The following is a 26416-nucleotide window of genomic DNA, read 5'->3' as shown; positions in this document are numbered from 1 at the left end:
ATCTGACCATATACGTATTCGACTGTTCCATTTTCGTATAAACGCGCTTGGAAAGTAGAGTAGCTAGCGTTCGATGCTCCGTTAAAGGGAATCTGAATTCCATTCCATTCAACGATCATGACGCGGTTAGGCGCTGATCCTTGTGTTTTGTAGACAACTTTACCGTTGGTTGCATTCGTTTTTGCATCCGAGTTGTGAAGGATCAGTAATGAAACCCCTGACGTTGCGCTCGACGAAGTTGCAGTACTGATTGCAGTTCCCCCTAACCTCATCTGACCATCAGGGTTAACGCTGAATTGGGTGTAGGTTGTACCCATGAAAGGAAACGTAAAGCCGATGTTTTGGACCGCGCCCGTGTAGGTATCAACGTTCGCACCGTATATCTGTGTAGTACCCGAAGTCATATCCACTGAGCTGCTGTTCAGGTCGAGGACCAAGCTACCTGTTGCACCCGTGGAATAAGTGTAGTTCGCCGTGCTTTGCGCCTGCACCGCCCCTCCTATCGCCAGTGCGGACAGGAAGGCAAGCAGTCGCCGCCCGAAGCGGGCTTTGCGGTTTGAGGCGGGGGTGCCGGCAATAGACGGCAGGGCGCACGCAGGGGTGCGCGAGAGAGCGGGTTGCTGACTCATAAAGCAGGTTATGTTTTTGGTTGGCTCCTCAGGGATGTCGGGGCGGTCTCAGTTGGTCGTTCTGGTAAGAGAAAAAACGGAAGGGTAGAGGAAAGTTAAGCCTATTTTAATCCGATCCTAATATCCAGGTAAGTGTAATTCCGCACATGATGGGGAAAAAGGTCCTTTTTTCGACGAAATGGGCCGAACGCCGGATGAAACCACAACCCTTTTCTACCGCTTCCCCTCCCCTTTCCCCAAAAAAAGGCGCCCCTCGGGGCGCCCATTCTATCGGTCTTTCTATTTCCTTGTTCTGCTGTTCCTTGTTCCTTGTTCCTTGTTCCTTGTTCTTCTGTTCTAAAAAGAAAGCCTCCCATCAGGAGGCTTTCTTTTTAGAAACTATGTGCGAGCATGATCTCCAGGCTCTGCCGGTTAAGGCCGGCCTGCTTGCTCTGCGAGGTGGTGACGTCGTAGGTGATGGCTCCCTTCGTGCGGCCGTAGCTCAGGCCCAGGTAGGGAATGATGGTGCGCGTGTCGCGGCCCAGCAGCCCCAGGTCCAGCGTCGTCTCGGTGGTGGACAGGTGGATGTTCTTCGAAAAGATCAGCCCACCCTGCAGGTAGCTCTGCTCGCCAAAGGAGTTGTACAGCGCCTGCACCGTTACCTTGTCGCCGCCCGAGGTGCGGCCATACACCTGGCCGTGCACCGTGTAGGCCATCGGCAGGTGGTAGTCCGCGTTCCAGAACGATTCCTGGGGACGGTTCACGTGGCGCAGCGCTCCGCCCACGGCTGCACCCCAGCGGGCGGCATCGTGGGTAAGCTGCAGGCCTACGTTGAGGTCCAGGTGGTGGTCGGTGCCGCCGCGGGCAGCATCGCGCGAGGGCACGGTGGAAAAGCCGCCGGAGCCGAACTGGTCTTCGAAGGTGAGCTTGTTGGTGTTCAGCGAGCGGGCGGCATAGAGGGCCTGCACGCCCACGCCCAGGCGGGTGGCACCCGTGGTGTTGAGGGCTTTGTTGAAGGCCAGCGAGGCGCCGAAGTAGTTGGTCTTGAGCGCGCCGCCGGAGCTTTGGTCGAGGTAGCCGAAGACACCGAAGCCGAGGCGGTCGTTGTCGGAGACGCCCTTGAACTTAAGGCGGGTGTCGGCGGAGAGGTAGCCGGTGGAGAAGGCATTGGTACCGCCCGAGAAGGAGGTGTTGCGGTAGCCGCCGGCAATGCGCCACTGCTTGTCCATGAGGCCCGTCTGCGCGGCGTTCAGGAGCAGCGGCGCATTGAAAATCTGCGACAGCTGCGCATCCTGCGCCCCGGCCGCCGTAGCGGCCGTGAGCAGGGTTAAGGTTGCCAGTATCTTTTTCATAATTCGGTTTTTAGTTTATCAGTGTTCTTGTTAGCGTACCAGTACTACCTGGCCTGTTTTGCGGATGATCTGTCCGTTGCTGTCGCGTCCTTCCACGACCCAGATGTAGGTCTCTGCCGGCAGCGCTGTTCCGCGGAGCGTGCCATCCCAGCCCTGGTTGATCTGGTTGGTCGCAAACAGCTCGCGGCCCATGCGGTCGTAGATGTGGAAACTGCGGAAGGTGCTGAGGCCAACGGTGATCGGGCGCAGCACATCGTTCACGCCATCGCCGTCGGGCGAGAAGGCCGTGGGAACGAAGATGTCATCACCCTTCTGCACGCGTACCAGCAGGGTATCCACTGTGATGCAACCCGAGTTGAACGACATCTGGATGCGGTACTCCTGCTCCTGGCTCAGCGTGGCCACCGGGTACCAGAGAGCGGGGTTGCTCAGGCCGGTCGTGGGTGTCCAGCTGTAGTGCGCGTTGGGCAGGTTGCGGGCATGGATCTCCGTGGGGCGGTTGGCCACAACGTCGATCGTAGCGAGGCGCTGGCCCGGGAGCGGTGCTTCGATGCCGATGGTCTTGGTCACCGTATCGTTAAGCGAGGGGCAACCGGAGTAGGAAGCCACGAGGCGAACGGAGTAGTTACCCACCGATGCAAAGCTGTGCGTGGGGCTCGTTTGCGTGCTCGTGCCGCCGTCGCCGAAGCTCCAGCTGTAGTCAACGGGGATGGTAGCCGACGTTGTTGTCGTATTGGTGAACTGCACAGGGCTGTTCACGCAATAGCTGTTGAACGTGAAGTCGGCAACCGGCGCCTGTACGGAACCTACCGTGATGCTGTTGCTGGCAGGACCGGTACAGCCCTGGGCGTTCGTGATATTGACCGTATACGTACCCACCTGCGCGGCGCTGTAGCTGGAGCCTGTGGCGCCGGTGATCGGGTTGCCGTTGAAGAACCACTGGTACGATGTACCGCCGGTTACCTGCAGCGGAACCGCCGTACCCTGGCAGATCAGCGTGCCGTTGGGCGCCGTGATGGTACCTGTCGGCATCGGGTTCACCGTGATGCTGAAGGTGTCAGGACGACCCGGGCAGGTCTGGCTGCCGCCCGTGAACTGCGGCGTTACCGTGATGATCGCCGTTACAGGGCTGCTGCCGCTGTTCGTAGCTGCGAAGGAAGCGATGTTGCCGGTACCCGAAGCCGGGATGCCGATCGACGGGGCGCTGTTGGTCCAGCTGTAGGTGATGCCGGCGGGGCTGCCGTTGAAGGCGATCGCCGTCGTGGATGTACCCGCGCAAAGCGTCTGGTCAGCTACCGGGTTGACCGTCGGGTTCGGGTTCACGGCGATAGTAGCCGTTGCCGCCGGGCCCGTGCAGGTCGTACCGCCGTTGCTGTACGATGCCGTTACCGTGATCGTCGCGGTTTGTACCGTACCGGTTGCGTTGGCAGCCGTGAACGAGATGTTGCCGCTGCCCGAAGCCGGGAGTCCGATCGAGGGATTACTGTTGGTCCAGGCGTACGTGGTGCTGCCACCGGTAGCCTGTGTGCTGAAGTTGAGAGCGGTCGCCGCGCCGCTGCACACCGTTTGCGCAAGCAGCGAAGGCGTCGTTTGCGGGATCGGGTTCACGTTCACCGTTACCTGCTGCGATACCGAAGTGCCGCAGAAGTTGGTTACGGTTACTGTATAAACACTGGTCGTAGCCGGGCTCACCGTGAGAGTGGCGCTGCTGCCAAGGTTCGTGTTGCTGGCGTCGGTCCAGGCGTAGGTGTACGGAACACCGGTGCCCGTCGGTACGGCCGTAAGCGTGGCGCTGCTGCCGGCGCAGATCGTGGCCGGGCTGCTGCTGGCCGCAACGGTGAAGGCCCCTCCTACCGTTACGCTCACCGAGTCCGTGGCAAAGCAGCCGGTGCTGGCGTTGGTGGCGCGCACCGTGTAGGTCTGAACGCCGCCTGTGGTTGGTGCCGGTGCGATCACCTGGGCGCCCGAAAGGTTGCCCGGGTTCCAGGTCCAGTTCAGGGTGCCGGTAACATCCGTATTCACCTGGCCTTCCACGATGATCCGCGGGCGGGTCGTGTAGGTCAGCAAGTTGGTCGTTACATCGCCACAGATCGTCGGCGATGTGGCCGCGGAGGTCACATGCGTTTTGATCACCGAGGTGTACGAGGTGACGTCGGCGGGCGAAGTGCTCGACAGCGTGGCGGTGGAAGACGGGTTATAGAAGCAGAGATCGATCACGAGGTTCGAAGTGCCATCCCAGTTGAAGGGAGTCGTCAGGGCTACGCGGTTGTCCGTGTTGGCTGTCTGCGCCAGCGAGGGAGCCGTGAAGACCGTCGTCAGACCCGACGTGAGGAACGTGCTCATATCGGCCTGCGCCGTTTGCGCGAGCTTGATGGTTACGTTCTGGATCGCGATCGTACCTGCGGTGGTCGGGAAGTTCAGGGCCGTGATGTTGCCGGCGCGCAGGTTGGCGGCGGTCAGCTCGGAAGCCTTGATCATGATCTGCATGTGCTTGTTCGACCAGAGCGAGTAGAACGGAGCGTTGTACGTCGAAGTGGTCGTGGCGCCGGCACCGATGCCCGTGCTGCCCGCAACAACGTTGTTGCTCGAAGCCGTCAGGGTGATGGTACCACCCGAGCAGACAAGCGTCGGGTTGGCCGAGATGGACGTGATGGCCGGGTTCGGGTTCACCGTCACGTTGGCCGACGAGATCACCGTGCAGGAGCCGGCGGGGTCGAAGGCAGTGACTGTGTAGGTATAGGTACCGGCAGCGGTCGGTGTGACCGTCTGCGTCGCGCCCGTTACCGGTGCGCCGAGGCCGGAGCCTGCGGCGGGCGATCCCGTCCAGGTATACGTGTAGTTGTTGCTGCTGCCGGTCTGCGTGGCGCTGAGGTTTACCGCGCTGCCCAGGCAGATCGGCGAGTTCGCGCTTGCGGTCACGGCATCGGGCTGGGTCACGTTGGCCGTTACCGGTACACGTGCGCTCTCGCAGCCTGTCGTCGTATTTACTTCAGATACGTAGAAGGTGGTCGTTGCATTGATCGCAGTCTGGTAAGTGGTCTGCGTACCGGTCTGTACCGCAGTACCGCCGGTGGGGGCTGCATACCAGTTGAAGGTCGGGGTGGCGAGGCCGCTGTTCGAGGCAACCGATGCCGTCGGTACGGCAACACCGCACTGCGTGCTGTTGGTAGCCGTCGGGGTGGCAGGCGTTGCGTTCACCGTAACGTTCACCGTAGCGCTGCTGGCGCAGCCCGTCGTGGCATTCGTAGCGGTTACCGTGTACACCTGTGTGATCGGCGCACCGGTGTTGTTGGCGGGAGCCGTAGCCGTTATCGAGGCGCCCGTGAGGCCACCGGGGTTCCAGGTCCAGGTATAGTTGCCCGTCAGCACGTTGCCGACGCGTGCACCGAAGATCATGTTCGGACGCATGCTGGCCGAGCCGCTCACCGATGTGGAGGTGCAGGCGCCGCTTCCACCCGCGCCATCGGCAGCGTAGTATACGCTCGAGGAGAAGGACGTAGCGGTCTGCTTCGTTTGTGCGGAGCCGTTACCCGTTACGCTGTTGGAGAAGCAGATGTCCACGATCAGGTTGGACGTGCCATCCCAGGCAAACGGGGTCGTGAATGTGTGCGTATTGATGCCCACAACCGGCGTATAGTTCTGCGGGCCCCACACCGTAGTGAAGGATCCTGCCTGGAACGCCGTGATCGAGGTTGCCGTGGTTGTGGCGAGCTTGATGGTATAGCCGTTGAGCGTGGCGGGGTCGCCGTTGGCGGTCACCACGTCGAAGGCGATCGAGGTCAGGTTGCCCGGAACAACGCCCAGGGCCTGGAGCTCCGAAGCCAGTACGAGGTACTGCTGGCGGCCGTTGCCGAACCAGGTCGGGTAGGCAGCAGCCGACGATGTCGTAGTACCATTCGTACCCGTGGCGGTGCCGAGAGCGACCGTACCGTTTTGTGCCGGAACGCTCTGCGCCGACAGGGCCACTGCCGAGCCCGGGCAGACAGCGCTGCTGGGGCCGGTAGCCGATGTGATCAGCGGGTTCGGGTTTACTGTTACCGAAACCGTGCTGAAGGTCGTGCAGGCGCCGCTGACGCCGGTTACGGTATATACATAAGTGCCGGCGGCCGTCGGGTTAACCGTCACCGCAGCACCGCTTGCGGAGCTGGGGATGCCGGAGCCCGCAACCGGGGAGGCGGTCCAGGTATAGGTATAGTTCTGCGTGTTGCCCGTTTGCGTAACCGTCAGGTTCACCGCACCGTTGGCGCACACCGTGCCCGCGTTGGCAGCAGCGGTGATGGCATCGGGTTGGTTTACGGTAACTGTCACCGGCACGCGAGCGCTTTCGCAGCCTGTCGTCGTATTGACTTCAGATACATAGAAAGTTGTCGTTGCGTTGATTGCGGTCTGGTAGGTCGTTTGTGTTCCGGTCTGCAGCGCCGTACCGCCCGTCGGGGCAGCATACCAGCTGAAGCTCGGCGTGGCCACACCGGTGTTCGAAGCTACCGAGGCCGTCGGCACACCGTAGCCGCACTGCGTGCTGTTGGTAGCCGTCGGGGCGTTGGGCGTCGGGTTCACCGTGACGTTAACGACAGCGCTTGTCGAGCAGCCGTTGGCGGCGTCGTTGGCCGTAACCGTATAGGCCTGTGTGATGGGGGCACCCGTGTTGTTGGCGGGAGCCGTCGTTGTTACCGAGGCGCCCGTGAGGTTGCCCGGGTTCCAGGTCCACGTATAGTTCGACGTGATGTTGCTGACGGCCTGGCCTTCCAGGATCACCTTCGGACGGGTCGTGTAGGTCAGGAGGTTGGTGGTCGTGTTGCCGCATACCGTGGCTGCTGCGGTAGCTGCCGAGATGTGGGTCTTGATCACCGAGGTAAAGGAGGTCACATCGGCGGGCGAGGTGCTGCTAAGCGTCGCGCTCGAAGAGGCGGTGCCGAAGCAGATCTCGATTACCACGTTGGAGGTGCCGTCCCAGTTGAAGGGCGTGCTCAGCACCACGCGGTTGTTCGTGTTGGCGGTTTGTGCGAGCGAGGCGGCCGTGAAGACCGTCGTGAAGCCGGAGCTGACGAAAGTGCTCAGGTCCGTCTGGGTCGTATTCGCCATCTTGATCGTTACGTTCTGGATCGCGATGGTGCCCGAGGTGGTCGGGAAGTTCAGGGCCGTGATGTTGCCGGCGCGCAGGTTGGCGGCGGTCAGCTCGGAGGCGCGGAACATGATCTGCTCGTGCTTGTTCGACCAAAGCGAGTAGAACGGAGCCGGGTAGGTCGACGTCGTCGTCGCGCCGGCGCCGATGCTGGCTGTGCCGGCACCAACACCGATGCTGGTTGCCGCGAGGGCCACGCTGCCACCCGGGCAGATGGTACCCGGCGTAGCCGTTGCCGTCGTGATAACGGGGCTCGGCTTCACGGTAAGGTTTACAGTCGACGAAGCCGTGCAGCTTCCGTCAACGGCGGTTACCGTGTAAGTGTAGGTGCCCGAAGCCGTCGGTGTTACCGAAACCGTAGCGCCGCTGATGCTGGTCGGGATGCCCGAGCCGGCAACGGGGCTGGCGGTCCAGGTATAGGTATAGTTCTGTGTCGAGCCGTTTTGTACCACGCTGAGCGAGGCGGCCGTGTTGGGGCAAACCGGACCACCTGCAGAGGCGGTGACCGGATCCGGCGCGGCAACCGTGATGGTCACCGGCACGCGGCTGCTTTCGCAACCCGTTGCGGTATTTACTTCAGACACATAGAAGGTGGTGGTTGTGCTGATCGCAGTCTGGTAAGTGGTCTGCGTGCCGGTCTGTACCGCGGTACCGCCGGTGGGGGCTGCATACCAGTTGAAGGTCGGCGTAGCGAGGCCGCTGTTCGAGGCAACCGATGCCGTCGGTACGGCGAGGCCGCACTGGTTGGAGTTGGTAGCCGTCGGGGTGGCAGGTGTTGCATTCACCGTAACGTTCACCGTAGCGCTGCTGGAGCATCCGGTCGTGCTGTTGGTAGCCGTTACCGTGTACACCTGTGTGATCGGGGCGCCGGTGTTGTTGGCGGGAGCCGTGGCCGTTACCGAGGCGCCCGTGAGGCCACCGGGGTTCCAGGTCCAGGTGTAGGTCGACGTAAGATCCACACCGGCAAGTCCGCCGAAGATCATGTTCGGACGCATATTCTCAGAGCCGCTCACGGTCGTGGTAGTACAGGCGCCGCTTCCACCCGCGCCATCGGCAGCGTAGTATACGCTCGAGGAGAAGGACGTAGCGGTCTGCTTCGTTTGTGCAGAGCCGTTACCGGTTACGCTGTTGGAGAAGCAGATGTCCACGATGAGGTTGGACGTGCCATCCCAGGCAAACGGGGTCGTAAATGTGTGCGTATTGATGCCCACAACCGGTGTATAGTTCTGCGGGCCCCACACCGTAGTGAAGGATCCGGCCTGGAACGCCGAGATCGACGTTGCCGTGGTTGTGGCGAGCTTGATGGTATAGCCATTGAGCGTGGCGGGATCACCGTTGGCGGTCACCACGTCGAAGCCAAGGGAGGTCAGGTTGCCGGCTACCAGACCGAGAGCCCGCAGCTCCGAAGCCAGTACGAGGTACTGCTGGCGGCCGTTGCCGTACCAGGTCGGGTAGGCGGCTGCCGAGGAAGTCGTTGTGGCATTGGTACCCGTGGCTGTGCCGAGGGCAACCGTACCGTTTTGTGCCGGAACGCTCTGCGCCGCAAGGGCAATAGAGGCGCCGGGGCATACCGGCGAGGTGCCCGTTACCGAAGTAATGGCGGGCGGTGCCGTGATGGTTACATTCACCGTAGCAGAGGCCGTACAGGTACCGTCAACTGCAGTGAGCGTGTATACGAACGTGCCACCGGCAGTCGGCGTTACGGGTACGCTGGCACCGGTAACGTTTGTCGGGATACCCGAGCCGGCTGCAGGCGAGGCAGTCCAGGTATAAGTATAGTGCTGCGTGTTTCCGGTCTGCTGGGCCGTGAGTGTTACTACTGTACCCGGGCAAACGTTGTTGACGTCGCTCGAAGCCGTCACAGGGTCAGGCGTGGTCACCGAAACGGTCACTGCCGTGCGGGCGCTTTCGCAACCGGTGCTGCTATTGAGCTCCGACACATAGAAGGTCGTGGTTGCGCTGATGGCGCTTGTGTACGTTGCCGAGGTGCCCGATTGAAGCAGGTTGCCGCCCGTGGCCGCATCGTACCATTTGAAGGTCGGCGTGGCTGCAGCCGTGTTGGAAGTAACCGAGGCCGTCGGAACCGCGAGACCGCACTGCGTGCTGTTGTGGGCCGTCGGGGCTGCCGGGAGCGCATTCACCGTGATGGGAACGAGGTTGGAGATATCGGTGGTGCAACCGTTGGCATCCACACCAAGAACCGCAGCGTTTTCACTTGTCGTCGGAACATAAGTATAGGTGTTGCCGGTCGTGCTGTTGCCGTCCTGCCACAGGTAGCTGTTGAAGGTGCCCGAGCCCGGGAGGCCGATGCGCACGTTGTCGATCATCCAGCCGTAGTACTGCACCGAGCCGTCGCTGGTGATGCGGAAGCGGATGCGGAACTGGCTTGTGAGGGCAGCCGCGGGAATGTTGATCGTTTCGTTCTTCCAGAGGTTATTGTTCGGAACAACGGTAGCTCCCGTATAAGTACTGATCCAGTCGGAGTAGCTCTTCGTGGAGAAGCTCACGGCGCTGTTGAACAGCGTGCCGCTGCCGGCATAGCTCGAGGTCGGGAAGTTGGTCCATGTAGCACCGCCGTTGGTCGAGTACTGCACGTAACCGTAATCATAGGAAGTAATGTATCCTTCAAGGATCGCCTGGTGGCTGAAGGTCAGCTGGGCGCTGCTGAAGCCAGACAGGTCGAAGTTCTGCGTCATGGCGTAGCCGGCGTCCATATTGTCGGCGTAGGTAAGGCGAACCGCGCTGCTGCCTTCTGCGAAGTAGGCCGTGCTTTGCGTTGCCGTGAGCGGTGCCGTCGCTGCGAAGGTTGTCACCGGGAAGGATTCAAAACGCTCGCGGAACGAGGGGTTTGCCGTGAGGGTTACCGGTTGGCCCGCGCACACCGTAGTGGGGCTGGCTACCAGGAAGGGCACAACGCCTACCAGCGGTGCGTCTTGATAAGGTGTGCCGGTGATGGTCGATGTGAGTGAGTTGGCATCGGTAACCGTTACGCTCCAGGCAACCGTAGCACCTGCAGGAGTTACCGAGGGGATCGAACCGCTGAAAGTCGATCCGCTGAGGGTCATCGTTACATTCTGGGGCGTACCGCCATTCACGGTATACGTGAGCACCGCGCTGTAGGGAGCGGAACCGCCGCTGACGTCCACCGTAACCGTGTGCGGAGACGAGGTCGTACAGTTGACGCTCGTCGGCGCGATCGTCAGGTTGCTCAGCACCGGGGGCGACTTGAGCGCCATCAGGTAGAAGCCTGCCAGGCTCGTAACGGCCGGTGTCGTAGAAGTGATGCTGCCTGCAGCCAGCGTCGGCGAAGCACCGCCAACCAGCGTGTAGGTGCCGGCCTGGGTGGCGCTGTAGCCGATGGCATCGAAGGAGCCGCGGGTATCGTTGAGGCGGATAAGCGAGCTGCCGAAGTTGGCGTTGCCGCTCGGCACCTGCACTTCCCAGTAGCGGGTCGTGCTCAGGCTGCTGAACATCGTTCCGGGCGTGCCGCCTGCGTTGCCGTCGAAAGCTTCTGCGCGAACGATCACGGTACCACCTGCGGTGGTCACCGGGTTCACGAGGTCGAGGCCGTTGTAGCCACTCTTGCCCACAGGGAACGAGAACGTGCTGCCGGTCGCGAGGCTCGCGGGCAGCGTGCGCTGCAGCGGTCCGTTCACATAAGAGGCAGCCGAGCCACCGCTGACGCTGCCGGCAGTGATACCGGTTACGGTGAGCAGGTTGCTGGCGCTTGTATTGAGGTTACCGGCGGTAAGGGTCAGCGTGCCCGAAGAGAGCGCGCCGTTGAAGGTGACGCCGTTGGTGTTGTTCACGATGAGGGCGCCGATGCTGCGGCTGGCGGGGATCTCCAGGGCCAGTGTGCGGAGAACGCTTTCCTGCTGGGCCGAGATCGTATAGGTGCCGGTACCGAGGTTGAAGATCGGCGATACGTCGAAGAAGCCCCCGGGACCGGTATTGCCGGCATAACCCGTTTGCACCGTTACGCCAAGAGCGGCGCCCGTGCCGAGGATGATCTTGTTGCTGTTCGTGATGGTGCCGTTCTGCAGCTCCACGCGCAGGGTATTGAACGAGCTGGCGTGGCTGATCGTAAGGCCGCCACCCGAGCGCACGATCAGGCCGTCGAGGGGTGTCGTGAAGGCACCGCTTCCCGCGAGGGTCTGGGCGCCGGCCGACAGGAACGACAGGCGGCTGCCCGATGCGCTGCCGTTGATGGTGCCGTTGTTGGTCAGCGTCGTACCGCGCTCCGTCAGGGATGTCCCGTTCAGGTTGAGCGTTGTACCGATGTTCACCAGCACGTCGCCGTAAGCAATGGCTGGTGAGGTTGCCGAGAGTTGGGCCGTCTTGTTGTTCGTTGTGTTATCGATCACCACGTTGGGCATCGAGCCCATGATGACGAAGGTGAATTTAGTGACCGTTGCAGCCGTACCGACATTCAGGGTACCGCCGGTAATGGTCGGGTTGGCAGCCGCTACATAATAATCGTAGGGCGTAGTGCCGGTCGAGGCCTGCACCAGGTTGATGCTGCCGCCCGACATGGTGAAGGAGGCCGCCGTGCTCGTGATGCCGAGGCCGGCAGCGGTGGTGCTGCTGTTGCCAACGGTGGTCACGTTGATGGTGCCGCCCGACATATTGAAGGTGATGGCGTTTGCAGTGTTGAAGCGGCCGGCGAAATTGATCGTACCGCCGGTCACCTGGATGTTGGCGGTAGCGGCAGCGCCCATGGAGTTACCGGTAGCGGTACCAACATTATAGGTACCTGCGGTCATCGTCAGCTTGCCGTTCAGTGTCGGCGAGCCATTGAGCCCGGTGATGACGGCGTTGCTGTTGTTGACCGTCAGTCCGCCGGTAGCCGGGATCGTGTACGCCGCTGCCGCGAAGAGCGGAAGCTTGTAGGCCTGCGTGCCACCTGCTACGAACGTACCGTTCGTCAGGGTGAGGAAGCCCGGGCTGGCAGCCGACAGGTTGGAAACCGTGGAGCCGAGGACGACGGCATTGGCCGACAGCGCAGTCGTGGGCGCCGCGGATACGGTGAATTGCGTGCCGCTGTTCACCGCCGTAACCTTGGTGCCGGCAGCGAACGTGCCGGTACCCGACACAACGCTTACATACATACCTACGGTGAGGCCGGTGGTGCTGGCTACCGAGATGGTCGTGCCGGAGCTCACGGCGCCGGCGGCCGACAGGAAGGAGGCGGGTGCGCTGAAGGTCAGCGTAGCTGCTGCGGAAGTGCCTTTGTTGACGGTAACGCCGGCGAAGTTGGCCATCGTGCCGTTACTCAGGTCGAATATATTGTTGCCCGTGCCGGTGAAGGTCACAGCGACGCGAGATGCATTTACGGCGGTACCGCCGGCTCCTGCCGTGGAGGCGAAGTCGATCGTGCCGTTGTTTACAAGGTTGCCGCCGATGGAAAGGGCATGCGTCGTGATGGTGCTGGTGGATCCAACAGCCGCTGCACGGAAGGAGCCGCCGCTGTTGATCGTCAGTTGGCCGGTCACGGTGAGGGTCTGCGCAGCATTGGGGTTGTACACCAGGATGCCGGAGGTCCCCTCCCCGATCGTCAGGTTGCTGACAACGGGGTTGACATCGATGATCACCGTAGAACCGTCGACGATGGTTACCTCGTCGCCGGGACCGGGCACCGTGCCGCTAACCCAGGTAGCAGGCTGGCTCCACAGGCCGCCGGTAGCAGTCGAGGTATAAACAGCCGGGATCAGCGTGGGGTTGGAACCCGTCAGCGCATCCGACAAAGAGCCTTCCCCTACCGCGTATACTTTCCAAAAATAGTTGGTGGCGGGCGTGAGGCCGCTGGCGGTAAAGCTGTTGGTGCCTACGGGAACCGAGCCGGCAAACGTAAAGCTGCTGTTGTCGGTGGACGAATAAATAGCGTAGGCTGCCGTATTGCTCAGGGGCGTGGGCGCCGTCCAGTTCAGCGTCATGCCGAGGGCCGTCGTGTTCGTGAACTGCAGGTTCGTCGGGGCGGCAGTCGGGGCGGTCGGTGTAAAGGTGTACACGCGGCGGCTGCTGTTGTCCGTGGAGCTCACAGGGATCGTAGCCGGGGCAGTCGAACCAAGGTTGTAGTTGGTCGTGCCGCCGGAGGTCGTCACGGCATTGCTGCCGATATTGATCGTAGCGTAGGTATTGTTCGTGTTCGACGACTGGATACCGGCCGATACGGTGGTGGTTCCCGGTACGTAACGGTAGGTCATATCGCCGTAAATGAAGCGGATCGATCCGTCTTCACCGAGCAGTGCCTGGTAGGTACCATCGGCGGTACCTGAGTTCCATCCGATCTGCATGTTCAGGAACTCGATCGCCAGCACGCGGTTGGGTGCCGTGCCGGTAACCATGTAATGGACCTTGCCGGTGGCCGACGTTTTCGTGTCGAGCGAAAAGGGCGAGATCAGCGGTGCCGAGGCGGTTCCGCCGATCTGCGTGTTGCCCGTCGTTCCAACAGCTGTTCCACCGAGGCGGATGAGGCCGTTGCTGTTCACGGAAAACTGCGTGTAGCGGGTTCCCATAAACCAGAAATCGAAGGGGAGGTTGGTAATGGCCGACTGCGCATCGTCCTGGCTGCTGGCGATAAGCTGGGTGGTTCCCGAGCTCATATCAACGAGCGAGCCGTTGGTAGCGGTGCTGAACACATAGTTGGCGGTACTTTGCGCTTGTACGGATGCTGCGAGGACCAGAAGGCTCAACATGCCAACCAGGCGACGGCCGAAGCGGTGCCGGAGGGAATGGCGGGTCTTGTTTTCGCGAACGAGGGTAGCGGGCAGGTAGGCACACACAGGTGTACCAGGCAGGGCGGTGCACTGTCTCATAAACAGATAAAGGTTTTTGTTTGCTCCCAGGAAGAATGCTTCCGGGAAAGCGTTTTGGCGTTTTTCGAGGTCGTAGCGTGCATCGACCGGCGGCCAGCCAGGAGCGTCGGAACGCTATCTGCCTGAAAACAAGTCGTTTACCCGGTTCCTTAGATTGGTTTCGATGCTGTGGAACCGAATTTTGCAGGCGAAAGTTAGGCGATATTTTTTTAATATTTCATTCACAGTTATTAGAATCCTGATAGAACTGCTTGACTTACACCGCGTTTTAAGCGTAAAAAATTAAAAAAGGGCCCCTTTCCGGGAGCCCTTTTTCTAATCTTCTTCCCTCCTTCCGGAGGCACAATTCCTTGTTTTTTCTTCCTTCTTCCTTGTTCTTTCTTCCTTGTTCCTTGTTCCTTGTTCCTTGTTTCTTGTTCCTTGTTCCTCTGTTCTAAAAAAAGCCCCGCCAACCGGCGGGGCTTTTTGTTATCAGAGCTTAACGATCTGTTTTTGTACCGTTTGCTGTGTGCGCGGGTTGATAAACTGCAACACGTACACACCCGGTGTCAGTCCCGTGAGGTCCATCGTGTAGCTGCTGCCCGTGAAGGTAGCCGGCTTCGTAATGGCCTGGCCGTACTGCGTAATGAGCTGCACGGTGAAGGGACCTTCGTCGGTGCCGCGGTAGCTCACCGTCACTCGGCTCGTCGCCGGGTTCGGGCCAACAACCACCTGGTCGGCGATACGGGCCGTGACGCTGCCACCGCTGGTGCCAACTGCCTGCGTTACCGGTGCGCAGTAGCTTACCGTGTAGCGGAAGGACATTGGCTTACCGGCGCATACGTTGGCGTCGGCCACCGGTGTTACGCGGATGGTGCCGTAGATCGAGGTGGGTCCCGGGTTCGTAGCTACGAACGAAGGCAGGCTGGTGCCGCTGCCCGAAGCAGCGAGGCCGATGGCCGGGTTGTCGTTCGTCCAGTTGTAGCTGGTAGCCGTACCGGTGAGGGCGATCGGGTTCGTCGTCACACCCTGGCAGGTAACCTGGTTGGCGATTCCCGTAGCAACAGCCACCGGCTTGATGCGAACCTGCGTCTGAACAGGGCCGTTACAGCCACCAGCCGTTGTCGGCGGGCTGTAGGTCACGGTGTAGAGGCCTGCGGCAGAAGAGTTCAAAGTGATCTGTCCGGTGCTGGCGTTGATCGACAGGCCTGCAGGCGATGCCGAGAACGTACCGCCGCGGGTGCCGAGCAGGGTCGGGTTCACCGAGCCGGCCTGGCAGAACGGACCGTTGGCGTAGCTCACCGAGTTGGCCGAGCTGTTGACGCTGATCGTAAAGGTCGTCGGCGTGCCCGAGCAACCACCGGCTACCGGCGTTACCGTAAACGTTCCGGTAATGCTGCTGGAGCCTGTGCTGTTCTGGGCGAGGAAGGCAGGCAGGTTGCCGCCACCGGCCGACGTGATGCCGATCGCCGGGTTGCTGTTCGTCCAGTTGAAGGTGGCCGTAGGCACCGACGAGGAGAAGGCAACGGGGCTGGTCATCGTACCGGCGCAAACCGTCTGGCTGCCTACGCCATTGATCGACGGCGAAGGCTTGACGAAGATGCGGAATCGCATCGGCTGCACCTTGCATTCAGAGTTCGAGATGATCGGTGTTACCGTGATATCCGTGTAGATCGAGCTGCTGCCGTTGTTGACTGCAGTAAACGAGGGAAGCTGCGTACCGGTGCCCGAGGCCTGGGCCAGTCCAACCGCGGTGTTGGAAGAGCTCCAGTTGTACTGGGTGCCCGCAGGGAAGTTACCTGTGAACACGATCGGTGCTACAGTCGTTCCGCCGCAAACTTCGGGGTTGTTGTTCTGGTTGGCCATCAGCACGCCGACGTACACGGTTGTGGACGCGGTGGTCGTTGCTGCGCAAACACCATCCGTTACCGAGGTAACCGCGAAGGTTGTGTTGCTGCTGAGCGGATCCGAAACCATCGTGCCGTTACCCGAAGCATCGAGCGTTACGCTGCGCGGGTTGGCGCCGTTGCTGGTGACGGTCACGGTGCCGTTGGCCGGGCCACCGCTGATGTTGAGGCTGGCGCTGAGGCCTGTGGAGCAAAGCACCGGCTGCTGGGCCGTGATGCTGGCCGTGAGCGCAGCGCGTACCGATACCGTTACCGAACCGGATGCGGCTACCGTGGAAGCACAGGGAGCAGTGCCGCCTTCGGCGCGCAGGTAGTAGGTGGTCGTCGTGGTCGGTGTTACGGTGATCTGCGCGTTCGCGGAGCTAAGCGCGCCACCTACCGTTTGCGTGAAGGCAGCATCCTTATACCACTGCCAGTGTGCGCCGTCGCCCAGTGTGCCGCCCGTTTGGGTCAGGATCACGTTGGAGCCCGGGCAGGTCGGCGTCGACACCGAGGAGTTCAGCATGGCCGGCGTCGTCGAAGGCGTCAGCACGTTGAGGGTAACCGTTGTGGTATTGGTGCAGGAGTTACCGGGCACCGAAGCCGTTACCGTGTAGGTATAGGTTCCGGCAGCCGTGGGCGTTACGCTGATGCTGTTATTGGCAGCTGCAGCGGTTTGGGCCGGCGTCGTGAGGCCAGCGCCCGTACCGGAGCTCCAGGCGTAGTAAGCCTGCGGCGTACCAAGAATCTGGATGTCGTCCACACCCCAGTACCAGCTCCATCCGGCATCGTAGCGGAAGCGAACCTGCACGCTGGGCTGGTTGAGGGCACCAGCGGGGAAGTTCAGGCTGGTCGACGTGATCGTCGGCGAGGTCGTCGTGGCACCAGTAGTACCCGCGCTGAAGTCGCCGTTGGTAAATGCCGTCCAGGTGCTGCCGTTGGTGCTGTATTCAACGATCATGGTTCCACCCGAGCGGGCGAAATGCTTGAAGTTGATCACCGCGGCATTGAGACCTGCCGTGCTGAAGGCATTGGAAACAAGACGCGTTTGCGTCGTGCTGCCCGAGCCGGCGGCATCCGTGTTGGCGAGTATGAAGTTCGTTCCGTCGATCGTCACGTTTGTGAGGTTCGTGCTGTACGTATACGGGGTCGCACGAACGGTCCACTGTCCATTGAGGTTGGTCATCGTGCCGTTCACTACAGAGAAGTTGTAGGGACCAGCGCCGTTGAAGTTCTCCGCAAGGATCGATGCCGAGGGAACCGTGTTATTCTGCAGCGTTGCCGACGAGGTCAGTGTCTGGCTGCTGCCGAGGCAAATGGTAGTAGTCGTAGCCGGTGTCGCTGTAAGGCTTGCGGGGTAAGGCAGCAGGTTGACCGTTGTGGCGGCCGAAGTCTGCACGCAACCCGTTACACCATCCGTCACCTTGAGGCTGTAATTGCCCGTGGCGGTAGCGCTGTAGGCAGCACCCGTTGCCGCACCGATGTTGCTGTTATTGAGCAACCACTGGTAAGCAGGCGAAGCAGCGCTCGTGCTGGAGGTCAGGTTCTGCGACGAAGCGCACACGTTGGTCGTCGTGGACGGAGTGATGCTTACCGTCGGCAGCGGGTTGACCGTTACCGTGATGGTTTGCGAAGCGCTGGTATTGCAGAAGTCAGATACGGTAACCGTGTAGGTCGACGTAGCTGCCGGCGTAACCGATATGCTCTGGGTAGTGCCCACAACGGTGTTGTTGGCATCCTTCCAGCTATAGGTATACGGAGCACCACCGCCCGTTACGTTGGCTGCGATCGTGGCGCTGCCGCCTACGCAGATCGCGGGAGGCGTGCTGCTGGTAGTGACTACGAGCGCGCTGCCGACCGATACGGTAACATCCTGGGTGCTGAAGCAACCTGTGCTGCCGTTGCTGGCCTTGGCGGTGTACGTAACCGTACCAGGCGTACCGGGCACTGTGGCTACTACACTGGCGCCACTGAGGTTGCCCGGGTTCCAGGTCCAGGTATAGTTCGACGTGATGTCGGTGAACAACTGGCCTTCGAAGATCACTTTCGGACGGGTTGTGTAGGTAACTACGCTGTTGGTCGAATTGCCGCAAACCGTGGAAGCCGTGGCCGTAGAGGTCATGTTATTCTTGATCACCGAAGTGAACGAGGTAACATCGGCGGGCGACGTACTGCTCAGGGTAGCGGTCGAACTCGGGTTGTAGAAGCAGATCTCGATCACGACGTTCGAAGTACCATCCCAGTTGAACGGCGTTGCCAGTGCTACGCGGTTGTCGCTGTTGGCGGTTTGTGCCAGCGAGGCAGCCGTGAACACGGTCGTAAAGCTCGGCGCCAGGAAAGCGGTCACATCGGTCGACGACGTGTTGGCCATCTTGATGGTCACGTTCTGGATCGCAGTTGTGCCCGATGTCGTCGGGAAGCGGAGCGCGGTGATGTTGCCGGCGCGCAGGTTCGCAGCCGTCAGCTCGGACGCGCGGTAGAGGATCTGCATCCGCTTGTTCGACCACAGCGAATAGAAAGGAGCATTGTACGTCGATGTCGTCGTGGCGCCACTGCCGATCGTGACAGTGCCTGCAACGATTGCCGACGACGTACCCGAGAGAGCTACAGTTCCGCCGGGGCAAACCGAGGCGGGTGTTGCCGTTGCCGTCGCGATCGACGGGTTGGGGTTAACCGTTACGCTGATGGTCGAGGTAGTGGCACAGGTTCCGTCAACAGCGGTTACCGTGTACACATAGGTACCGGCAGCCGTCGGTGTTACCGATGCCGTTGCACCCGCAACGCTCGTAGCGATACCGGATCCGGAAACCGGCGAAGCCGTCCAGGTATAGGCGTAATGGTTCGTCGAGCCTGTCTGCGTGGCAGTCAGGTTAACTGCGCTTCCGAGACAAACCGGTCCGTTGGCAGAAGCACTTACGGCATCCGGAGCGTTCACCGTTACGGTCACAGCCGTACGCAGGCCTTCGCAACCGGTAGCCGTGTTGAGTTCGGCAACATAGAACGTGGTTGTTCCGTTCACCGCGGTCGTATAGGTCGTCGATGTGCTGGTCTGCAGCAGGTTGCCTGCGCTGGCAGCATCGTACCACTTGAAGGTCGGAGTGGCAAGGCCGCTCGTGGAGGCCACCGAAGCCGTGGGGACTGCCGTACCACATTGCGTTGAGTTGCTCGCGGTCGGAGCCGTGGGCAGCGGGTTCACCGTTACGGTAACCGTGTTGGAAGCTGCGCTCGGGCAACCGTTGGCACCTACCGACTGTACAGAGTACGTCGTCGTGCTGGTCGGGTTCACCGTGAGCGGGCCGCTGGCACCGGTAGTCGTGGCGCCGGTGCTCCAGCTGTAGCTGACCGGTGCTGCGCTGATGCGCACGTTGTCGATCAGCCAGCCATAATAGTTGGTCGAAACGTCCGTCGTATAGCGGAAACGCAGGCGGAACTGGCTTGTGAGCGCGGCCGCAGGGATGTTGATCGTTTCCGTCTTCCACAGGCTGTTGCTCGGCAGGGAGGCGCTGCTCGTGAAGGCAGCGATCCAGTCCGGGTAGCTCATGGTCGAGAAGCTGACGGCACTGTTGAACAGCGTACCGGTGCCAACATAGCTGCTGGTCGGGAACGTAGTCCAGGTAGTACCGCCATCGTTGGAGTATTCTACGTAGCCATAGTCATAAGAAGTCGTGGGGCCTTCCATGAGCGCCTGGTGGCTGAACGTCAGCGTGGCGCTGGCGGTGTTGCCCAGGTCGAGGTTGCTGTTCATCGCCATCGTCGCGGTAGCGCTGGTGCTGGTCGTGTTGAACAGGACCGAGGAGCTGCCTTGTGCGAAGTAGGTGCTGTTTTGCGTAGCGGTGGCATTGCTGCTCACCGTGAAGCCGTTCAGCGGGAAGTCAGCGCTTTCGAAGGCGACGGTGTTCGTCACACCCGGTGCAGGCGTCAGCACTACGGGCGCTCCGGCGCATACCGTTGTTGCAGAAGCGGTCAGCGAAGGCGCCGAGAGCGGGCTGTTTACCGTTATACTCACCGTGGAAGTCGCCTGGCAGGTGCCATCCGTTGCAGTGACGGTATATACATAGGTACCAGCAGCAGTCGGGGTTACGGTAGCCGTTGCACCGGAAACACCGCTCGGGATACCCGAGCCGGAAGCGGGCGAAGCCGTCCAGGCGTAGGTGTAGCTGTTGGAAGAACCGGTTTGTGCAACCGACAGGTTGGCTGCTGTGCCGAGACAAATCGTAGCGCCACCGGAAGCAGTCACCGCGTCAGGCTGGTTTACCGTGATGGTTACGGGCGTACGGGCGCTTTCGCAACCTGTCGTCGTATTCAGTTCAGCAACATAGAACGTGGTCGTGCTGCTCACCGCGGTCGTATAGGTCGTCGAGGTGCTGGTCTGCAGCAGGTTGCCTGCGCTCGCAGCATCATACCACTTGAAGGTCGGAGTGGCTGCGCCGGTTGTGGAAGTCACCGAAGCCGTCGGCACATGCGAACCGCATTGCGTGGAGTTGCTGGCAGTCGGAGCCGTGGGCAGCGGGTTCACCGTTACGGTCACGCCGGTGGAAACGTTGCTGCTGCAGCCGTTGACATCGGTAGCTGTCACGGTGTAAGTCGAAGTCGAAGCCGGGCTCACGGTGATGCTCGGGCTGGCAACCGTTGTGGTCGTGCCCGTGCTCCAGGTGTAGCTGGCAACGTCAGCGCCGGCACTGATCTTCAGGTTGTCGATCAGCCAGCCGTAGTAGTTAACCGTAACGTCCGTTGTATAGCGGAAACGCAGGCGGAACTGGCTGGTAAGTGCGGAGGCGGGAATGTTGATGGTCTCGTTCTTCCACAGGCTGTTGCTAGGCAGGGAGGAGCTGCTCGTGAAGGCAGCGATCCAGTCCGGGTAGCTCATGGTCGAGAAGCTGACTGCACTGTTGAACAGCGTACCGGTACCGGCATAGCTGCTGGTCGGGAACGTAGTCCAGGTAGTACCACCATCGTTGGAGTATTCTACGTAGCCGTAGTCATAAGAAGTCGATGGGCCTTCCATGAGCGCTTGGTGGCTGAACGTCAGCTTGGCGCTGTTGTAGCCGCTCAGGTCGAGGTTGCTGTTCATCGCCATCGTCGCGGTAGCGCTGGTGCTGGTCGTGTTGAACAGGACCGAGGAGCTACCTTGTGCGAAGTAGGTGCTGTTTTGCGTAGCGGTGGCATTGCTGCTCACCGTGAATCCGTTCAGCGGGAAGTTGGCGGACTCGAACGCGTTTGCAAAGGAGCCTGACGGCGTCGGCGTAAGAACGGATGATCCACCAACACAGATGGCGGCAGGAGCGGCACCGATCGTGGGTGCCAACGGAGCCATGTTCACCGATACGTTAACGGTCGAAGTGGCGGTGCAGGTACCGTCGACAGCGGTTACCGTGTAGGTGTACGTGCCACCGGCCGTCGGGCTGACGGATACTGAAGCACCCGTTACCGAGGTCGGAATGCCCGAGCCGCTAACAGGCGAGGCAGTCCAGGTGTAGGTATAATGGTTCGTGGAGCCGGTTTGCGCAACGGAAAGCGTTACGGAGTTGCCCGGGCAAAGAGCACCGGCAGCGTTGCTGCTGGCCGTCACGGCGTCGGGCGAGGTCACGGTAACCGTAAGAGCCGTGCGGGGGCCTTCGCAGCCTGCGGCCGACTTCTCCGATACATAATAAGTGGTCGTGCTGCTGATGGCCAGCGGATAGGTGGCCGAAGTAATAACAGCATTGCCGTTGTTGGGGTTCGTCAGCGGCGATCCACCCGTGGCGGCTGCATACCAGCGGAAGCTGGGCGTAGCCGTACCGCTCGTAGTCGCAACCGAAGCGGTGGGAACAGCCGTACCACACTGGAAGCTGTTGCTGGCAGACGGAGCGGTCGGTGTCTGGTTGACCGTAACAATCTGCGCGCCGGATACATCCGAGAAGCAGCCGTTGTTGTCTACGGCCACCACGTTGTATTGCGTCGTGCTCGTCGGCGTGACGTCGAGCGTAGGGGTGCTCGTTGTTTCGCCACCAGGGCTCCAGAAGTAGTTCGGCTGCACGCGGTTACCCGTGATCACGACGTTGTCAATCATCCAGCCGTAGTACTGTACCGAGCCGTCGCTGGTCATGCGGAAACGGATGCGGAACTGGTTGCTGCTCAGCGCAGCAGCCGGAATCGTGATTGTTTCATTCTTCCACAGCGCGTTGGTAGGCACTACGGTCGACGACGTAAAGTTGGCCGCCCAGTCGGAATAGCTGGTTTTGTCGAAGCTGACCACGCCGTTCTTGAGGGTGGCCGAACCGCTATAGCTGCTGGTGGGGAACGACGTCCAGGTCGACCCGCCGTCGGTCGAGTACTGTACCCAACCGTAATCGAGGCCAGTTTCCGTGGCCAGAATATGGGAGAACGTCAGCGTAGCCGATGCATAGTTTGTAAGGTTGATGCTGCTAGACGTATAGGCCGCGTCGATGTTGGCGGTATAGGCCAGTCGAACGGAGCTTGCGCCCTGCGTGAAATAGGTGGTGCTCTGCGTGGCCGTCAGCGGAGACGTTACCGCGAAGGACGTTACCGGGAACGTCTCAAACGTTTCGGCGAAGGCGGCCTGCGGGATCGACGCGGTGAGGGTCACCGTGGCGCCCGAACAGATCGTGGACTGCGATGCCGTGATCGAGGGTACCATGCCGAATAGCGGCGCGTCCTGGTAGCTTGTGCCAGTATAGGTCGTGGAGAGGCCGTTGACGTCGGTAGCAGAAATGGTCCAGGTAACCGTTGCGTTGACAGGAGTTACCGAGGGGATGGTAGCGGAGTAGTTCCCGCCGCCATTGTTGGTCATGTTGATGTTCTGGGCCGTGCCACCGTTTACGCGGTAGGTCAGTACCACGCTGCTCAGGGTTGCACCGGCAGTGATGGTGGCCGTTACCGTGTGCGGCTGGCTTGTGTTGCAATCCACCGTGCTGGCGTTCGGCGTCATCGTCACAGCGCTGATAGCAGGAGGAGCGGTTACGGCCATCAGGTAGAAGGCACCCAGGTTGGCACCGCTTACTGTCGGGGATACCGAAGTGAGGCTGGTGCTGGTTTGCGTTGCCGGGAAGCCGCCCACCATGTTGTAGGTGCCGGTCACCGTGCTGCTCGAGCCGATGGCATCGAAGGAGCCGCGGGTGTCATTCAGCTTCACCAGTGTAGACGTCAGGTTGGCGCTGTTGCCCACCTGCACCTGCCAGTAGCGGCTCGTGCTTAGCGAGGAAAGCGTTACACCCGTGCTGCCACCGGCGTTGGCGTCGAATACTTCTGCCTGTACCGTCACGGTACCGCTGGCGCCCGTAACCGGGTTTACCAGCTCGAAGGCGTTGTAGCCCGACTTGCCAACAGGGAAGGTATACGTGGACCCTGTAGCGAGGCTGACGGGCAGCGTGCGTACGAGGGGGCCACTAACATAAGAAGTGGCCGAGCCGCCGCTGACACTGCCGGCAGTAGTACCGGAAACGGTCAGCAGGTTTGTAGCATCGGTAGCCAGCTTGCCGGCAGTCAGTGTGAGCGTGCCGGTGGACAGTGCGCCACCGCCAAAGGCAACGCCATTGCTGTTGTTGATCGTGAGGCTCGAGAGGCTGCGCGAGCCGAGCTCGAGGCCGAGTGTGCGTTGCGCGCTTTCCTGCTGCGCCGAGATGGCGAGGCCGCCGGTGCCCAGGTTGAAGGTCGGGGCCACATCGAAGAAGCCGCCGCTGCCGCTGTTACCCGAGTAGCCGGTGACGATAGTAGCCGCCGTGCTGCCTCCGTTGCCGATTATGAGCTTGTTGCTGTTCGTGATCGTACCGGCCTCGAGTTGCACGCGCAGTGTCGTAATGCTGCTGGCATGGTTGATGGTGAGGCCGCCGGTGGAGCGAACGATGAGGCCATCGAGCGGCGCGGTAACCGTACCGCTGCCATCAAATGTCTGCGCTCCTGTCGACAGGAACGAAAGACGGCTGCCCGAGGTGCTTCCGTTGAGTGTACCATTGTTGGTAACGGAAGTGCCGCGCTCGGTGAACACGAAACCATTCAGGTTGAGGGTCGTACCGCTGTTGATCGTGGTATTGCCATAAGCAGTGCCGGCCGCGTACAGCGTGGCATTCTTATTATTGGTCGTGTTGTCGAGAACAAGGGCCGGGAACGATCCGGCGATGCGGAAGGTGAAGTTGGTTGCGGTGGCAGCCGTACCGACATTCAGCGTGCCGCCGGTAATGTTGGGCGATGTGGCCGCAACGTTATAATCCTGCTGCGTAGTACCTGTGGAAGCCTGTACCAGGTTGATGGTACCACCCGACATCGTGAAGGAGGTCGTTGTGCTGGTGAGTCCAAAGCTGGGCGAAGAAGAGGTGCTGTTGCCCACGGTTGCTACATTAATAGTACCGCCCGACATATTGAAGGTCATGGCGCTGCTCGTAGCGAAGCGGTTGGCTATATTAATCGTACCGCCATTGATGTTCCAGACAGTGGTTGCCGCGGCACTCATGCTGTTGGTAGTCGTTGCGCCACCGATGTTGTAGGTACCTGCGGTCATCGTCAGCACGCCATTGAAGCTTGGCGAGCCGTTCTGGCCGGTGATGGTAGCGTTGGCATTGTTGAGCGTGAGGCCACCCGTTGAAGGAACGGTATAGGAAGCGCTGGAAAACAGCGGTGTGCTGTAGGCATTGCTGCCGCCAACAACGAGCGTACCGTTTGAAATTGTCAGGAAGCCCGTGCCCGCTGCCGAAGAACCGACAACGGTGGATCCGATGATGGTTGCGCCGGCGAGCGTTGTTGTCGGAACTGCGGAAACCGTAAAGCTGGTGCCGCTGTTGATGGCCGTTACGGTCGTACCGGTAGCAAAGGCGCCCGTACCGCCGGTAACGCCTACATACATGCCTACGCTAAGTCCGGCCGTGCTGGCAACCGTAACAGTTGCTGCCGACGAATTCGCGCCGCTGCCGGCGTAGTTGGCCGGTGCGTTGAAGGTAAGCTGCGGAGTTGCAGATGTTCCCTTGTTCAGGGTAACCGTGGAAAAGTTGGCAGCGACGGCGTTGCCCAGGTCGAAGTTGGCATTGGTCGTTCCGGTGAATGTTACATTCACTTTAGTTGCGTTGACCGTAGTGCCGCCTGCGCCAGCCGCCTGGCTGAAGTTGATCGTACCATTGTTGGTCAGGCTGCCGGCAAGCGAAAGCGTGTTGGTCAGCGTGGTGGTTGAGCCGGGCGCCACCGTGCGGAAGGTTGCACCGGGGGCGATTGTTACATCGCCCGAAGCCGTCAGCGACTGGGCTGCGACTGTATGGTATTGAAGGATACCCGAAGTGCCCTGGCCTACGGTCAGGTTGTTCACTACGGGACTTACATCGATAGAAACGGTAGCACCGTCGGCGATCGTTACGTTGTCGCCGGGACCAGGTACCGAGCCGCTGGCCCAGGTAGAACCCTGGCTCCAGAGACCGCCGGTGCTGGTCGAAACAGCCGTGCCGGCAGAAGCGGCAGTAGCCTGCGAGCCGGTCAGGGCGTTGGCGGCACCGCCCTCGGAGAAGGCTACGATCTTATAATAATAGGTAGTAGCGGGAGATTCATTTGTAAAGGTATAGCTCGTTGTGGCCGGGGTAAGCGTCGACACCAGCGTGAAAGTGCTGTTGTCGGTGGAGCTGTACAAATTGTAACCTGCGAGGCCGGTAGCCGGCGAAGAGCCGGTCCAGTTGAGCGTCATCCCTACCGTACCCACGCTCGCGAAACTAAGGTTTGTTGGAGCTGCGGGTGCTGCAGGCGGCACGAACCGGAAGTAGCGGCGCGAACCGTCGGCCGAAGAGTTCAGGTTGGCCATTGCTGCACTTGCCGCGAAGGTTGTGTTTGTATACGAAGTAGCCGACGTGTTGTACGTCGGCGTTGTGTTGATCGTTGTCAGCTGCCCGATCGTTCCGGCCGTATTGCTGGACGAGAAACCGATGGCGTCTGTTTTCGTTGTGGTTGAACTGTTCCACATCGTTCCGTACACGTACTCGATGGCACTGGTTGCCTCGTAGAGTCGTGCCTGGAAAGTGGAAAGTGTGGTGCCGGTAGCGTTCCAGTTGATCAGGATATTACTCCATTCAACCACGAGTACACGGTTGGGTGCCGACCCGAAAACTTTATAGTGCACTTTGCCACTGGTCGCATCCGTCTTTGAGTCGATGTTGTTCAGCACCAGGTAGGCCGTACCGGAGCTCGCCGATTCGGTATGCGACGAGATGGCCGTCGAGCCAAGGCGGATTGCGCCGTCTGGGTTCGCACTCCATTGCGTGTAGGGTTGCCCCATGAAGTAAAAGGTAAATGGCAGCGTCTGCACAGCGCCTGTATAGGTGTCGACACCCGTGCCATACAGCTGCGTGGTGCCGGACGACATGTCGAGGCTGTTACTGTTCATGTCCGTAGCAAGGCTACCATTGGTACCCGTGCTGTAGGCATAATTGGCTGCAGATTGCGCCTGAACGGCGCCTGCCAGGAAAACGCTGGCCAGCATACCGATCAATCGTCGCCCGAACCGGGCTTTTGAAGTGGAAGATGTTCGGCCGCCGGCAATAGACGGCGGGTTGGCACAAATGGCTGTGCCAGGCAGGGCAGTGCACTGTCTCATAAAGCAGATAAAGGTTTTTGTTTGGGCTTTCCCGGATCTTGGTGGTGCTTAACGCAGGCTGGCGCGCTTGTTTCGGTAGGTAGGCGGGGTCGG

General features: G+C 60.8%; 3 protein-coding genes and 1 pseudogene. All 4 read right to left on the bottom strand.

The window, feature by feature from the left end:
• Window positions 1-1000 precede the first annotated feature (1000 nt).
• Window positions 1001-1960, bottom strand: coding sequence for a PorP/SprF family type IX secretion system membrane protein (locus ACYU7Z_RS17495; protein WP_460572850.1), 960 nt, complete (start codon window positions 1958-1960; stop codon window positions 1001-1003).
• 30 nt (window positions 1961-1990) lie between these two features.
• The gene (locus ACYU7Z_RS17490; protein ID WP_460572848.1) at window positions 1991-13897 is read right to left on the bottom strand and encodes an Ig-like domain-containing protein; all 11907 of its coding nucleotides are present in this window, start codon (window positions 13895-13897) and stop codon (window positions 1991-1993) included.
• A 471-nt stretch (window positions 13898-14368) separates the two neighbouring features.
• The gene (locus ACYU7Z_RS17485) at window positions 14369-14608 is read right to left on the bottom strand and encodes a T9SS type A sorting domain-containing protein (RefSeq protein ID WP_460572893.1); all 240 of its coding nucleotides are present in this window, start codon (window positions 14606-14608) and stop codon (window positions 14369-14371) included.
• Window positions 14609-18703: 4095 nt separating this feature from the next.
• Window positions 18704-25534, bottom strand: a pseudogene (locus tag ACYU7Z_RS17480) (beta strand repeat-containing protein); the annotation flags it as partial.
• Window positions 25535-26416: the final 882 nt, after the last annotated feature.

The sequence above is a fragment of the Flaviaestuariibacter terrae genome (assembly GCF_054777635.1).
Note: the sequence above shows the minus strand (reverse complement) of the source record. Positions and strands in the feature narration are given on the sequence as shown.